This is a genomic window from Pseudoroseomonas ludipueritiae, assembly GCF_014490445.1.
Taxonomy (GTDB): domain Bacteria; phylum Pseudomonadota; class Alphaproteobacteria; order Acetobacterales; family Acetobacteraceae; genus Pseudoroseomonas; species Pseudoroseomonas ludipueritiae.
Window position 1 is genome coordinate 1 of the sequence record NZ_JACTUZ010000119.1, and the last position, 14,385, is coordinate 14,385.

General features: G+C 72.1%; 12 protein-coding genes. 6 read left to right on the forward strand and 6 right to left on the reverse strand.

What is annotated here, in order from left to right:
* The first annotated feature begins 243 nt into the window (after positions 1–243).
* Positions 244–1,068, forward strand: a complete 825-nt coding sequence (locus IBL25_RS19335; RefSeq protein ID WP_187780152.1) for a UDP-2,3-diacylglucosamine diphosphatase — start codon at positions 244–246, stop codon at positions 1,066–1,068.
* A 2-nt stretch (positions 1,069–1,070) separates the two neighbouring features.
* Positions 1,071–2,099, forward strand: coding sequence for a glycosyltransferase family 4 protein (locus IBL25_RS19340; RefSeq protein WP_187780153.1), 1,029 nt, complete (start codon positions 1,071–1,073; stop codon positions 2,097–2,099).
* Between the two features lie 64 nt (positions 2,100–2,163).
* Here IBL25_RS19340 and IBL25_RS19345 read toward each other — a convergent pair whose 3' ends face one another.
* From IBL25_RS19345 to ubiA, 3 genes are all read right to left on the reverse strand, one after another.
* A complete protein-coding gene (locus IBL25_RS19345) occupies positions 2,164–3,957 on the reverse strand; it encodes an ABC transporter ATP-binding protein (RefSeq protein WP_367615643.1) in 1,794 nt (597 codons plus the stop codon).
* Positions 3,958–4,455: 498 nt separating this feature from the next.
* Positions 4,456–5,100 carry a class I SAM-dependent methyltransferase gene (locus tag IBL25_RS19350; RefSeq protein ID WP_367615644.1) on the reverse strand — a complete coding sequence of 215 codons (645 nt, stop codon included), beginning with the start codon at positions 5,098–5,100 and terminating at the stop codon, positions 4,456–4,458.
* On the reverse strand, positions 5,097–6,032 hold the full coding sequence (gene ubiA, locus IBL25_RS19355) for a 4-hydroxybenzoate octaprenyltransferase (RefSeq protein WP_187780154.1): 936 nt from the start codon (positions 6,030–6,032) through the stop codon (positions 5,097–5,099). Before ubiA ends, IBL25_RS19350 begins: the two co-directional genes overlap by 4 nt.
* Here ubiA and IBL25_RS19360 point away from each other — a divergent pair.
* Positions 6,025–6,753, forward strand: coding sequence for a 16S rRNA (uracil(1498)-N(3))-methyltransferase (locus IBL25_RS19360; RefSeq protein ID WP_187780155.1), 729 nt, complete (start codon positions 6,025–6,027; stop codon positions 6,751–6,753). The two genes, ubiA and IBL25_RS19360, sit on opposite strands and share 8 nt — an antisense overlap.
* Before the next feature lie 67 nt (positions 6,754–6,820).
* Positions 6,821–8,182 (forward strand): glutamate--cysteine ligase, encoded by a 1,362-nt coding sequence (locus tag IBL25_RS19365; RefSeq protein WP_187780156.1) that lies wholly within the window; start codon positions 6,821–6,823, stop codon positions 8,180–8,182.
* A gap of 286 nt (positions 8,183–8,468) precedes the next feature.
* Here the strand turns inward: IBL25_RS19365 and IBL25_RS19370 are convergent, their stop codons facing one another.
* Positions 8,469–9,557, reverse strand: coding sequence for an ABC transporter ATP-binding protein (locus IBL25_RS19370; protein ID WP_187780157.1), 1,089 nt, complete (start codon positions 9,555–9,557; stop codon positions 8,469–8,471).
* A gap of 106 nt (positions 9,558–9,663) precedes the next feature.
* Here IBL25_RS19370 and IBL25_RS19375 point away from each other — a divergent pair, with 106 nt between their 5' ends.
* Positions 9,664–10,674 (forward strand): enoyl-CoA hydratase/isomerase family protein, encoded by a 1,011-nt coding sequence (locus IBL25_RS19375; protein WP_187780158.1) that lies wholly within the window; start codon positions 9,664–9,666, stop codon positions 10,672–10,674.
* The gene (locus tag IBL25_RS19380) at positions 10,671–12,047 is read left to right on the forward strand and encodes a CoA transferase (protein WP_187780159.1); all 1,377 of its coding nucleotides are present in this window, start codon (positions 10,671–10,673) and stop codon (positions 12,045–12,047) included. The genes IBL25_RS19375 and IBL25_RS19380 overlap by 4 nt, the downstream gene beginning before the upstream one ends.
* 210 nt (positions 12,048–12,257) lie before the next feature.
* Here the strand turns inward: IBL25_RS19380 and IBL25_RS19385 are convergent, their stop codons facing one another.
* Both IBL25_RS19385 and IBL25_RS19390 read right to left on the reverse strand, forming a co-directional pair.
* Complete coding sequence (locus IBL25_RS19385) at positions 12,258–13,352, reverse strand: S1C family serine protease (RefSeq protein WP_187780160.1); 1,095 nt, start codon at positions 13,350–13,352, stop codon at positions 12,258–12,260.
* An 84-nt stretch (positions 13,353–13,436) separates the two neighbouring features.
* Positions 13,437–14,385 (reverse strand): ATP-dependent helicase C-terminal domain-containing protein (locus IBL25_RS19390; protein ID WP_275296040.1); only part of this gene is annotated, 949 nt, incomplete at its 5' end.

Here is a 14,385-nt window from a genome sequence, read left to right on the forward strand (position 1 = left end):
GGGCCTCGGCATGGCCGGGGCCGGCGGTCTCAGCCAGCCGCGCGCCGGGCAGCAGCGCGCGGGCGCGCTCCAGGCGGGAGCGGCGACGGCTGCCGGCAGTGGGGTTGAAGACGATCAGCATGGGCCGCCCTGTAGAGCATGAAGCGCGCCGCGTCGCATACGGCCCAGGCGTTGTCAGCAAAGCTTCACGCCCAGGGCGGCATCGGCAGGCTATCCAGGCTGTGTCGCAGCGCCGGGAACACCATGCATCACAGCCCCGACGACGGGATCACGCCGAAGCGCCGCTTCCGCAGCGTCTTCATCTCCGACACCCATCTCGGCACGCGCGGCAGCCGCGCCGAGGCCCTGGCGGAATTCCTGCGCCATGTGGAATGCGAGAAGCTCTACCTGGTCGGCGACATCGTCGATGGCTGGCGCCTTCGCAAAAGCTGGTACTGGGACAGGCATCATGACGAGGTGCTGCGGCTGATCCTGCGCTTCGCCCGCGCCGGCACCGAAGTCACCTATATCCCCGGCAATCATGACGAGTTGTTCCGCGCCTGGCTGGGCCTGGAAGTGGCCGGCGTGAAGCTGGTGCGGGAGGCCGTGCATACCGCCGCCGATGGCCGCCGCTTCCTGGTGATGCACGGCGACGAATTCGACAGCGTGGTGCGCTACTACCGCTTCCTGGCCCTGCTGGGGGACAGCGCCTACAGCATGGCGCTGGAGCTGAACCGCTATTTCAATATCGCCAGGCGCCGCCTGGGATATCCCTACTGGTCGCTCAGCCAGTGGCTGAAGCGGCAGGTGAAGGGCGCGGTGATGGCGATCGACCGCTTCGAGACCGCGCTGGCCGCCGAGGCGCGCCGCCACGGCCACCATGGCGTCATCTGCGGCCATATCCACCATGCCGAGATGCGCGACATCGGCGGCGTGCTCTACATGAATGGCGGGGACTGGGTGGAAAGCTGCACCGCGCTCGCCGAACATGACGATGGCCGCTTCGAACTCCTGGACGGCACCGCCGCGCAGCGCCTGCCCCAGCCCATGCCGCCGCTGCCCGCGCCGCGTCTCACCCTGCCGGCCTGAGGATGCCGCCCGGCGCGCCCGCGCGCATCCTGATCGTCTCCGATGCCTGGCTGCCGCAGGTCAATGGCGTGGTGCGCACCCTTTCCGTGGTGGTGCAACACCTGCGCGAGGGCGGCGACGTGGTGGAGGTCATCGGCCCCGACCGCTTCCGCACCTTCCCCACGCCCGGCTATGCCGAGATCCGCCTGGCCCTGGCGCCGCGCCGCCGCCTGGCGCGGCTGGTGGCGGAATTCCGCCCCGATGCCATCCATGTCGCCACCGAGGGCCCGCTAGGCTGGGCCGCCCGCGCGCTCTGCCTGAAGCAGGGCTGGCGCTTCACCACCTCCTTCCACACACGCTTTCCCGATTATGTCCATGCCCGCACGGGAGTTCCGAAGGCCTGGAGCTGGGCGCTGATGCGCCGCTTCCACCGCCCTTCCGCCGCCGTGCTGGTCGCGACACCATCGCTCGCGCGGGAAATGGCGGCGCGCGGCTTCACCGGCCTCGCGCCCTGGTCGCGCGGCGTGGACCTCGACCGCTTCAAGCCCGCGCCCCGCGCGCCCTGGGAAGGGCTGCCGCGCCCGGTCTTCCTTTATGCGGGCCGCATCGCGGTGGAGAAGAACATCGAGGCCTTCCTCGCCCTCGACCTGCCCGGCAGCAAGGCGGTGGTGGGCGATGGCCCGCAGCGCGCCGCGCTGCAGGCGCGCTTTCCGCAGGCGCATTTCACCGGCAGGCTGGAGAACGGCAAGCTCGCCGCCGCCTATGCCGGGGCGGATGTCTTTGTCTTCCCCTCCCGCACCGACACTTTCGGCCTTGTGCTGCTGGAGGCGCTGGCCGCCGGCACGCCGGTCGCCGCCTTTCCCGTCACCGGGCCGGTGGACGTGATCGGCACGGCGCCGGAGCCGGTGGGCGCGCTGGACGAGGACCTGCGCGCCGCCTGCCTCGCCGCGCTGGAGACCGACCGCGCCGCCTGCCGCCGCTATGCCGAGGGCTGGTCCTGGGCCGCCTGCGCCGCGCGCTTCCGCGAGACACTGACGCCCGCGGCATCCTGACGGGCCTGGGGCGGTGTGGGCCGCGCTGAAGGCGGGCCGGGGTTCCGCCCGGCCCCGCCCCGTATCAGCCGCCGGTCAGTTCCAGCGCCTGCCGCTCGAAGAGACGGCGGTAGAGGCCGCCCGGCCGCTGGACCAGCGCCTCGTGCCGCCCTTCCTCCACCACCGCGCCGCGGTCGAAGACCAGGATACGGTCCATGGCGCGCACCGTGGAGAGCCGGTGCGCGATGATGATGGCCGTGCGGCCACGGATCAGCCGCCCCATCGCCTCCTGGATCGCCGCCTCGCTTTCCGAATCCAGGGCCGAGGTGGCCTCGTCCAGGATCAGGATCGGCGCATCGGCCAGGAAGGCGCGGGCCAGCGCCACGCGCTGCCGCTCCCCGCCCGAAAGCTTCACGCCGCGCTCGCCGACCAGCGTGCCGTAGCTGCGTGGCAGGCGGCCGATGAACTCCTCGGCATTGGCCAGGGCGGCGGCGCGGCGGATCTCCTCCATCGTCGCGCCTGGCCGGGCATAGGCGATGTTCTCCGCCAGGGAGCGGTGGAACAGCACCGGCTCCTGCTGCACGATCGCGATCCGCTGGCGCAGCGAGGTCTGGGTCACCCGCCGCACATCCTGCCCGTCGATGGTGACGCGCCCTTCCGTCACGTCGTGCAGCCGCTGGATCAGCTTGACCAGCGTGGTCTTGCCCGAGCCGGAGGGGCCGACGAGGCCGAGGCTTTCCCCCGCGCGGATGCGCAGGTTGAGGTCGCGGTACAGCGGCGTGGGATGCCCGCCATAGCGGAAGGTGACATGCTCGAAGGCGATCTCGCCGCGCGTGACGGCGAGGGGGCGCGCATCGGGCGCATCCTCGATGCCGAGCGGCGCGTCATGCAGCGCCACCAGTTCCTCCATCTCGTTCACGCCGCGCTGCAGGTTGCTGATGTGGTAGCCGACATCGCGCAGATAGCCCTGCACCATGAAGAACATGGTCAGCACGGTGGCGAGGTCGCCGGCATTGGCCTCGCCGCGCCACCACAGCCACAGCGCGGCGCCGAGGATGACGACGCGCAGCAGCGTCATGGTGGCCGTCTGCGCCGCGCCGGAGAGGGTGCCGCGCTGCCAGGTGCGCGCGGTGCGGCGGCGCCACTTGCCGATCATGCGGCCGAGGCGGGCATCTTCCCGCGCCTCGGCGCCGAAGGCCTTGACCACGGCATTGGCGCCCACCGCATCCGCCATGGCGCCGCCCAGCCGCGTGTCCCAGCTATTGGAGAGCCGCGCCGCCGGCGCCACCCAGCGGAGGGAGAGCCACACCGTCTGCGCCACATAGAGCGCGCCGCCGAGGCCCACCAGCGCGCCCATCAGCGGCCAGCGCCAGCCCAGCAGCAGCGTGGCGCCGAGCAGCATCATGGCCGAGGGCAGCAGGGCAACCAGGATGGTGTCGTCCAGCAGGTCGATGGCCCACATGCCGCGGCTGATCTTGCGCACGGTGGAGCCGGCGAAGCTGTTGGCATGCCAGTCGGCCGAGAAGCGCTGCACCCGGTGGAAGGCTTCCGCGCCGGTGGCGGACATCACCCGCAACGTCAGGCCAGTGATGGCCATGAAGGCGCCGGCACGGCCGCCCAGCAGCGCCAGGCCCAGCAGCGCCAGCATGCCGAGCGCCCGCAGCGCCTCGGCCAGCGCGGCCTCGCGCCCGATCTCCCCGGCGCGGACAATGGCATCGACCAATTGGCCGGCAAAGACCGGCACCAGCACATCGGCCAGGGTGGCGATGGTCATGCCGGCCAGCACGGCGGCCAGCAGGGCGGGGTGGCGGCGCAGCTGGCGCCACAGAAAGAACAGAACGGCGCGGAAAGGCTCCACGCGCGGGGTTTCGGCGGTCACGGCGTTTCACCGCCCGCGTCACACGGGCGGCCCTTCGGAGCGGAAGCCGCGACGCAGGCCCTGGGGCAGGCCGCAGGCTTCGGGAACGGGACAGGCGGTGGAGGAGGTTCGTGGCCGGGAGGGGCCGTGCGGACCTAGCGGCGGCGAGCCGGTGCGCTGAAGGCCGGGCCTTTGCGGCCCAGGGCCTTGCCCGGCATGCGCGGCGCTGGCGGGACGGGCGCCTGCTGGTGACGCGGATCTGTCATGGCGGCCCTCCTGCGCTGGAAGATTGCGGTGCCGCACCATAGGAAATCCGCCAAGGCGCCGGCAAGCATTCCATCGGACACGGCTGCGCGAGCATTCCTGGTGTTCCGGGGCCCCGAGGCCGCTCCGGCATCTTCCAAGGTTCTAACTACGGTTTTTCAGAGCGGTTCCAGGGGCGCCACAGGCGCGACCTCCGCTCCATCGCTGCGGGAAGCGGCGCCGTCCGGCGCGGAAGCAGAACGGCCTTCCCCCGCCTCACTTCAGGACGCGGTACACCGTCACGTCCCGCGCGTCGCGGTCTTCCAGTTCCCGCGTCGTCGGCACGGAGAAACGCGCCACGGCGGCGAGGCCTTCCTTGGGCAGATAGGCACGGCCAGGGTCGGCCAGCAGCACCTCGGCGCCCTCCCCCGCCATGCGGCGCAGCCAGGGGAAGATATGGCCGGTCATCGGCGCCTCGTAGCAGACATCGCCGGCCAGCACCGTGTCCCAGCGGCAGGGCTGGCCCACCACGTCGCCTTCCGGCGTGGCGACGGAGACGCCGTTGTGGCGGGCATTCAGGCGGGTGGCGGCCAGGGCCAGGGGGTCGATCTCGGCGGCCTCGGCGCTCTGGGCCCCGGTCAGCATGGCGGCGATGGCGGCGAGGCCGCCGCCGGCCGCGAAGTCCAGCACGCGGCGGCCGCGCACCGGCACGGTGCCGTCCAGCATCAGCCGTGCCAGGGCCTGGCTGCCCGGCCAGGCGAAGGCCCAGAAGGGCGGCTCGATGTTGCGCGCCGCCAGCCATTCCTCGGTGGCCTGCCAGATGGGGGTGATGGCGGTGGCGAGAAAGAGTTCCACCTCCGGCACCATGGCCGGGCGGGCGGGGGCGGTATGCGCGGCGATGAAGGCTTCCCCGTCCTTCACAGCCGGCCCGCCAGGAAGGCCAGGACCACCAGCAGGCCGGTCTCGCGGTTGCTCTGGAACAGCCGCAGGCAGAGGGCGGGGTTGTGGATATCCAGCCGCGTCACCTGCCAGGCCAGCATGGCGGCGGGCGCCAGCAGCACCGGCCAGAACCAGGGGCCCATGCCGGCGAGGTAGCCGGCCAGCGCCAGCAGCAGCACAACGCCGCTGTAGCAGACGGCCAGGAAGGGGCGCGTCCGCTCCCCGAAGCGGCGGGCGGTGGAGCGGATGCCGACCAGCACGTCATCCTCGCGGTCCTGGTGGGCGTAGATGGTGTCGTAGGCCAGGATCCAGAGGAAGGCGGCGGCGTAGAGCGCGATCCCCGGGCCATCCAGCCGGCCGGTGGCGGCGGCATAGCCTTCCGGCGCGGCCCAGGAGAAGGTGAGGCCCAGCACCGCCTGGGGCCAGTCCGTCACGCGCTTGGCGGCGGGGTAGAGCGCCACCGGGATCAGCGACACCACGCCCAGGATGACGCAGAGCCAGTTGAGCTGCAGCAGGATGACCAGCCCCAGCAGCAGCAGCACGGCCAGAAAGACCACCGCCTGCTTCACGGACACGGCGCCGGAGGCCAGCGGCCGTCCGGCGGTGCGGGAGACCTTCTTGTCCAGCTCCCGGTCCCAGAGGTCGTTCACCACGCAGCCGGCGCCGCGCATGATGGTGGCGCCGAGCGCAAACAGCAGCGTCAGCCACAGGCCCGTGCCCCAGTCCGGCGCCGCCATGGCGAAGGCCCAGAGGCCGGGCAGCAGCAGCAGCCAGACGCCGATGGGCCGGTCGAGCCGCATCAGCAGCGCATAGGCTTGCCAGGAGGCCGGCAGATGCGCCACCCATCCCCGGGCGCGGATATCGGTGTGCGGAGCCGTGCCTGCCTCTGTTCTCCTGGAGCCGCTCATGTCCATCCCTCGCCTGTATGTCGAAGCCGATCTCGCCGAAGGGGTGGATGTGCCCGCTTTGCCCGGCCAGGGCCACTACCTGGGCCAGGTGATGCGCAAGGGTGAAGGGGATTCTGTTCATCTCTTCAACGGGCGGGATGGGGAATGGCGCGCCCGCATCGGCGCCATCCGCAAGGACCGCGCCACCCTGGTGCCGGAAGAGCAACTGCGCCCCCAGGCCGCCACGCCCGATATCCGCCTGCTGCTGGCCCCCCTGAAGCGGGACGCCATGGAATGGGTGGTGGAAAAGGCCACCGAGCTGGGCGTCGCCTCCATCCACCCGGTGCTGACGACGCGCGGCGTGGTCGGCCGCATCAACCATGAGCGCCTCTCCACCATCGCCCGCGAGGCCGCCGAGCAATGCGAGCGGCTGGACCTGCCGGCCATCGCCCCCGCCCAGGACCTGCACGCGGCGCTGGATGCCTGGGACGGCACGCCGCTTTTCCTCGGCCACGAGCGTGGAAAGGCGCCTTCCCTGGCCAGCCTGCTGCCCGGCCGGGCACCCCCGCTCGGAATTCTGGTCGGGCCCGAGGGTGGATTTACCAAGCCGGAGCTTGACGCCATGGGCCGGCGACACTTTGTTTCATCGGCCGCGCTCGGTCCCCGCATCCTGCGGGCGGAGACGGCGGCGGTCGCGGGGCTGGCGGTGCTGCAGGCATTGGCCGGTGACTGGACCGTCCCCTCCTGATACGGCAAACCCCGTTCCCAAGACGGGCTTTTCCGGCCCACGCTCGAACGGATCGCAGGTTTACCCAATGTCCAATCCCGGCGAGGCCGATCTCACGCCGATCACCTCCTTGCGGCAACTCGCCGAATGGTTCGCCAAGGGCTCCAAGCCCGCCTCCCAGTGGGGCATCGGCACGGAGCACGAGAAATTCGGCTTCTATCACGCTGACCTCGCCCCCCCGCCCTATGCCCCGGGGCCGGAGCGCGCGGGCGGCATCCGCGCCCTGCTGGAGGGGCTCCAGGCCAAGGGCTGGTCGCCCATCCTGGATAACGGCAACCCCATTGGCCTGACGCGCGGCAAGGCCAGCATCAGCCTGGAGCCGGGCGGGCAGTTCGAGCTCTCCGGCGCGCCCCTGCCGGACCTCCATGCCGGCTGGGATGAACTGAAGAACCACCTGGACGAGACGCGGGACGTCGCCGCCCCCCTCGGCATGGGCTTCGCCCCCTTGGGCTTCCACCCGCTGGCCAAGCGCGACGACATGCCCTGGATGCCCAAGGGCCGCTACGCCATCATGCGCAACTACATGCCGCGCGTGGGCTCCATGGGCCTCGACATGATGCTGCGCACCTGCACCGTGCAGGTGAACCTCGATTTCGGGGACGAGGCGGACATGGTGGAGAAGCTGCGCGTCTCCCTCGCGCTGCAGCCCATCGCCACCGCCCTCTTCGCCAATTCCCCCTTCGCCGAGGGCAAGCCCAACGGGCTGCGCACGCTCCGTGGCCGCGTCTGGACCGAAACCGACCCCGACCGCACCGGTATCCCCGCCGTGGTCTTCGAGCAGGGCTTCGGCTTCGAGCGCTTCGTGCAGCACGTGCTGGACGTGCCCATGTACTTCATCATGCGCGAGGGCCGCTGGATCGACTGCGCCGGCGCCAGCTTCCGCCGCTTCATGGCCGAGGGCCTGCCGGACCACCCGGGCGTGGAAGCCACGATGGGCGACTGGGCCGACCACGTCACCACCGTCTTCACCGACGTGCGCCTGAAGCGCTTCCTGGAGATGCGCGGCGCGGATGCCGGCAGCCCCGAGATGCTGCACGCCCTGCCCGCCTTCTGGACCGGCCTGCTCTACAACGACGCCGCCCAGAAGGCCGCGGCTAGCCTGGTGCGCGACTGGCCGGTAGCCGAGATCCAGGCCCTGCGCGTCGCCGTGCCGGAACGCGCGCTGGAAACCCCCTTCCGCGGCCGCAGCGTGCGGGAGGTGGCGGCGGATGCCGTGGCCATCGCCCGCGATGGGTTGCGCGCACGCGGGCTGGGGGAGGAGGTCTACCTCGCCCCGCTCGAAGAGATCCTGGCCAGCGGCGAAACCCAGGCGGACCGCTGGCTGCGCCTGTGCCGCGAGGAATGGGGCGGCGATGTGTCCCGCATCTTCAAGGCGGCTGCGGCGGCGTAAGCAAGGCTGGTGCGCTGCCCTCGCGAACGTATACGTTCGCGCCCGCCGGGGTGGTGAGACCACCCCGGACCCTGCTTCGAGTTTTGCGACCCTGGGCCGAGGCGCGGCGCCAGCTTTTCAAAAATGGCTGCGCGGGCTGAACCCGCAGTCGCCGGAGGTCATCGATCTCCGGCGCACCCGGCCGGTTACCTGAAAAAATCGATGGCGGGGTCCGGGGTGACACTGTCACCCCGGCGGGAGCGTCCAGAGAGGGCGGAGCCCTCTTCGGCCCCGGCCTGCCGCCCTGTTACGCCGTCGCGAAGGCCAGTGCCTGCCCTGCTTCCCAGGCCACGGCGGCGACGCTCCCCGGCTCCGGCAGGTTCGTGCCGCCCACGGGGCGTTTCGCCAGGATTTCGCCGCCATCGCCCAGCGCCAGCTTCAGGCGGACGTGGTCGCCCTGGAAGATGGCTTCCCGCACCATGGCGGGCATGGCGCCTTCGCCCAGCTCGGCGGCGGCGACACCGGCCACGGCCACGCGCTCGGGCCGGATGGTCACCAGGCAGAGGGCGCCGGGCGCCAGATCATCGGCGGGGCGGGCCATCACCTCGGGGCCGCAATCCAGGGCGATGCGGGCTTCATCGGCGTTGCGCGTCAGGACCCTGCCGGGCAGGCGGTTGTTCTCGCCCACGAAGCCGGCGACGAAGGCATTGGCCGGGCGGTCGTAGATGGCGCGGGGCGGGGCGAGCTGGCGGATCAGCCCGCCCTCGAAGACCGCGATGCGGTCGGACAGCGTCAGCGCCTCCTGCTGGTCGTGGGTGACGTACATCATCGTCACGCCGAGCCGCTGGTGGATGTCGCGGATCTCGAACTGCATTTCCTCGCGCAGCGCCTTGTCCAGGGCGCCGAGCGGTTCGTCCAGCAGCACGATGGGGGGTTCGAAGACCATGGCGCGGGCCAGGGCCACGCGCTGCTGCTGGCCGCCGGAAAGCTGCGCCGGGCGGCGCTCCCCGAAGCCGTCCAGCCGCACGGCGGACAGGGCGCGGGCGACGCGGGCGGCGCGGTCCGCCTTGGGCACGCCGCGCACTTCCAGGGGGAAGGCGACGTTCTCGGCCACGCTCATGTGCGGGAACAGGGCGTAGGACTGGAACACCACGCCGATGCCGCGCTTATGCGGCGGCAGGCGCGCGATGTCGCGGCCGCCGAGCATGATGCGGCCTTCGCTGGGCTGCTCGAAGCCTGCCAGCATCATCAGCGTCGTGGTCTTGCCGGAGCCGGAGGGACCGAGCAGGGTCAGCAATTCCCCGCGCATCACCTCCAGGTCCAGCTGCTTCACGGCATAGCTGCCGGCAGCATAGGCCTTCCGCACGCCCTCGAACCGCACCAGCGCCTCGGCCATGGCTTCTCCTGCATCCCCGATGCGAGGAGGAAGCGGCCAGGGCCGGGCACTTGTCAACCGCGCGCGTGGCGCCGAGGCTGGGCGGCAGGCAACCTGGGGATGGAAGATGGAGCTGCTCGCGGAAAGCCTGATCGTGGAACGGCAAGGGGGCATCGCCCGCCTGCGGCTGAACCGCCCGCGTGCGCTGAATGCGCTGGACCCGGCCATGATCCACGGCATCGCCCGCCACCTGGCGGAATGGCGCGAGGACCCTGGCGTGGCCGCCGTGCTGGTGGAGGGCGAGGGCGGCCGCGCCTTCTGCGCCGGCGGCGACGTGCGCCATGCGCGGGAGATGCTGCTGGCCGGTGATGGCGCCGGGCTGGTGCGCTTCCTGGCCGATGAATACGCCATGAATGGCGATATCGGCGAATTCCCCAAGCCCTGGATCAGCCTGATCGACGGCGTCTGCATGGGCGGCGGCATCGGCGTCTCGGTGCATGGCAGCCACCGGGTGGTAACGGAAGCCGCCGTGCTGGCCATGCCGGAGACCACCATCGGCCTCTTCCCCGATATCGGCGCCAGCTACGTGCTCTCCCGCATGCCGGGGGCGCTGGGCTTCTGGCTGGGCCTGGCCGGGGCGCGGATGCGGGGGCCGGAGGCGGTGGAATGCGGCTTCGCCACGCATTTCGTGCCGCGCGAGGACCTGCCGGCGCTGCGGGAGGCGCTGCTGGATGGCGATCTCTCCGCCATCGGCCGCATGGCGCGGCCGGTGCCGCCGGGCACGGTGGCGGCGCGGCGGGCGGAGGTGGACCGCTGCTTCGGCGCCGGCTCCGTCCCCGCCATTGTCGCGGCGCTGGAGGCCGAGGGCACCGAATGGGCCGCCGAGCAACTGGCGGTGCTGCGCCGCGTCTCCCCCACCAGCCTCTTCGTGACGCATGAGATGCTGAGGCGCGCCCGCCACCTGGACCTGCGCGGCTGCCTGGCCATGGACGTGGCGCTGGCGCGGACCGTGACCCCGTACCCCGACTTCGCCGAGGGCGTGCGCGCCCTGCTGGTGGACAAGGACAACACCCCCCGCTGGACCCCTGCCCGTATCGAGGAGGTGGACCCCGCCCGCATCGCGGCCTTCTTCGAATGAGCCCCGCCGAGGCCACCGCCGTCCTCTGGCACCGCGCCGGGCTGCCGGCGGAGGCCCTGGGCTGGCTGGAACTGACCGGGGCGGAACCCGCCCTGCCCTCCTCCTTCGCCGTGGGCACGGCGGCGCAGGCCAGCATCGCCGCCACCGCCCTGGCCGCCGCCAGCCTCCACCACCAGCGCGGCGGCCCAGCCCAGCGCCTGGCCGTGGAGATGCGCCACGCGGCGGCCGAGTTCCGCTCCGAGCGCCTCTTCCGCGTCGATGGGCAGGAAGCGCCGGAACTCTGGGACGCCATTGCCGGCCTCTACCCCACCGCCGACGGCTGGGTGCGGCTGCACACCAATTTCCCGCACCACCGCGACGGCGTGCTGCGCCTGCTGGGCGTGGAGAACGACCGCGCCGCCGTCGCCCGCGCCCTGCTGGGCTGGCAGGCCCAGGCCTTCGAGGATGCCGCCGCCGAGGCCGGCCTCTGCGTCGCCGCGCTGCGTTCCTTCGCGCAATGGGATGCCTCGCCCCAAGGGCAGGCGGTGGCGGATTGGCCGGTCTCCATCACCCGCATCGGCGATGCCCCGCCCCGGCCCCTGCCCGCCGCCGCCCGGCCGCTGGAAGGGCTGCGGGTGCTGGAGATGACGCGCATCATCGCCGGCCCCGTGGCCGGGCGGGCGCTGGCCGCCCATGGCGCCGATGTGCTGCTGGTCACCGCCCCGCACCTGCCCGCCGTGGCGCCGCTGGTGATCGATACCGGGCGCGGCAAACGCTCCGCGCAACTGGACCTGCGCCAGCCCGAGGGCCATGCCCGGCTGGAAGCCCTGGCGCGGGGGGCGGATGTCTTCCTGCAATCCTATCGCCCCGGTGCCCTGGCGGCACATGGCTTCACGCCGGCGCGGCTGGCCGCCCTGCGCCCCGGCATCGTCCATGCCAGCCTTTCCGCCTATGGCTGGGAAGGCCCCTGGCAAGGCCGGCGCGGCTTCGATTCCCTGGTGCAGACCGCCAGCGGCTTCAACCGCGCCGAGGCCGAGGCCGCCGGCGACAGCAAGCCCCGCCCCCTGCCCGCCCAGGCGCTGGACCATGCCTCGGGCTACCTGCTCGCCTTCGGCATCCTGGCGGCGCTGCACCGGCGGGCGGCGGAAGGCGGCTCCTGGCAGGTGCGCGTCTCCCTCGCCGCCACCGCCCGCTGGTTGCGTGGGCTCGGGCGACTGGAACAGGGCTTCGCCGCGCCGGACCCAAGGCGGGAAGATCTGTTGGATCTGCTGGAAGAAACCGATTCCGGCTTCGGGCGGCTCAGCGCCGTGCGGCACGCGGCGCGGATGGAAGCGACGCCAGCCTTCTTCGCGCGGCCTTCCGTGCCGCTCGGGACAGATGCGGCGCAGTGGTGAGAAGGCCGGGGGAATGAATTCCCCCGGACCCCCCTTCTTTTTTCTTCGAGTTTGGGTTCGAGCTTAGGCGAGCGGCGGGGTCGCTGTGGTGTTTTCAAGAAAGGCCGCGCGAACAGAGGCCGCAGTCGCCGGAGGGCCAAGCCCTCCGGCGCACCCATAAACTCGAAAGAAAGAAGGGGTCTGGGGAATTCATTCCCCAGCCTTGAAACTTCAGGAGGCGGAAGGCGGCCGCCGCCCGACCTGCACCGCGATTTCCTGCTGCCGCCCGTCGCGGATCAGCGTCAGGCGCACCGTCTGGCCCGGCGGCGTGCCGGCGACATTGCGGATCAGGGTGCGGGAGCCTTCCATTCGCTCTCCGTTCAGCGCCACCAGGATATCGCCCTGGCGCAACCCGGCGCGGGCGCCGGGGCTGCCGCGTTCCACGGCCTGGACCTGGGCGCCGCGGCGCCCGCCGGGCTCGTTGCCGAAGTCCTGCACGGCGATGCCCAGCCAGCCGCGTTCCACCCGCCCATCGCGGCGCAGTTGCTCGATCACGCCCTTGGCCAGGTCGGAGGGCGTGGCGAAGCCGATGCCGGCGGAAGCATTGGTGGGGGAGAAGATGGCGGTGTTGATGCCGATTACCTCGCCGGCCGTGTTGAACAGCGGCCCGCCGGAATTGCCGGGGTTGATGGCGGCATCGGTCTGGATGAAGTCGTCGAAGGGCCCGGCGCCGATCTCGCGCCCGCGGGCGGAGACGATGCCGGTGGTGACGGTGCCGCCGAGGCCGAAGGGATTGCCGCAGGCCAGCACCCATTGGCCGACGCGCGTGCCGGCGCTGCTGCCCCAGGGCACGGAGGGCAGGCTGGTGCGCGGTTCCACCCGCAGCAGGGCGAGGTCGGTCAGCTCATCGGTGCCGACGACGCGGGCGGGCAGTTCCGTGCCATCCTGCAGCGAGACCACGACGCGGGATGCGTTGCCCACCACGTGGTTGTTGGTGACGATGTAGCCGGCGGGGTCGATGATGAAGCCCGAGCCCGCGCCCTGCACCTGCTGGCGGCCGCGGCGCTCCCGGAAATAACGCTCGAAGGGCGTGCCGCGCAGCTCGGGCGGCACCTGGGTCGTGGTCTGCTCGCTCAGCACCGCGATATTCACCACGGCCGGCATCACGCGCTCCGCCAGGTCGGCGAAGTCGGGCAGGAGGCCGCGCTGCGCCTGGGCGGGGACGGAGGCGCAGGAGATCAGCGGCAGGGCGGCGCTGGCGGCCAGCCCGGCGAGCACGAAGCGGCGGGAACGGGGGGCGGGGGTGCGGGAAGGGATCGGCGGCATGGCGGGGGACATCCTGGCGATAGCACTGAACAGTGGCGTCGGACCGTGGCAGCTTCAACGGAACGCTTCCACCGTCAGTTGCGCTTACATGGGGCGGGATGGGTCTTCCGGCCAGTCGTGCTTGGGGTAGCGGCCGCGCATGTCCTTGCGCACATCGGCCCAGGCGCCGCGCCAGAAGCCCGGCAGGTCGGCGGTGACGGCGACGGGCCGCCCGGCGGGGGAAAGCAGCGCCACCTGCAAGGGGATGCGCCCCTGCGCCAGCGGCGGCAGCATCGCCATGCCGAACAGCCATTGGGCGCGGGCTTCCAGGCGCGGCACCTCCCCCGAATAGTCGATGGCGGCGGAACGGCCCTTCGGCAGTTCCACCCGCACCGGCAGGGCGGCATCCAGGGCGCGCTGCTGGGCATGCGGCACCAGGGCGCGCAGGATGCCGGTGGCATCCAGGCCCTTCAGTTCCGAGAGCTTGGTCAGGCCGGACAGCCAGGGGGCCAGCCATTCGGTGGCGGTGGCGGCGAGCGCGGCGTCGGAGACATCCGGCCATTCCTCCGGCGCCAGCCTGTGCATCCAGCCCAGGCGGGCGCGGGTCTGGCTGGCGGCGTCGGTCCAGTTGAGGTCGCGGAAGCCGCGGCTGGCGGCGGCCCTGGCCAGTTCCTCGGCCACGGCGGCGGGGTCGGCGTGCGGGATGGTGGCCTCTTCCAGTACCAGCGGGCCGAAGCGCAGGCGGCGGCGGGCCACCACGGCGCCGGCGCGGGCGTCGAAGGCGGCGCCTTCCTCCCGCACCAGGCGCTCGGGGAAGCGGGATTCCAGCACGGCGCGGTCCAGCGGCGCGGCCATGCGGATGCGGGCCTCGGTGCCCGCCAGCTCCAGGTCCGCCACCGCCAGCAGCGGGGATTTGCCGAGCTTGTCGGTCGCCGGCAGCCGGGCGCCCTGGCCGGAGGCCATGCGGAAGGCGCCATCCATGGTGCCGCGCTTGGCGGCGATGCGGTCGGGGAAGCCGGCGGCCAGCAGCAGGCCGGGGTCGCCCGCCGCCTCG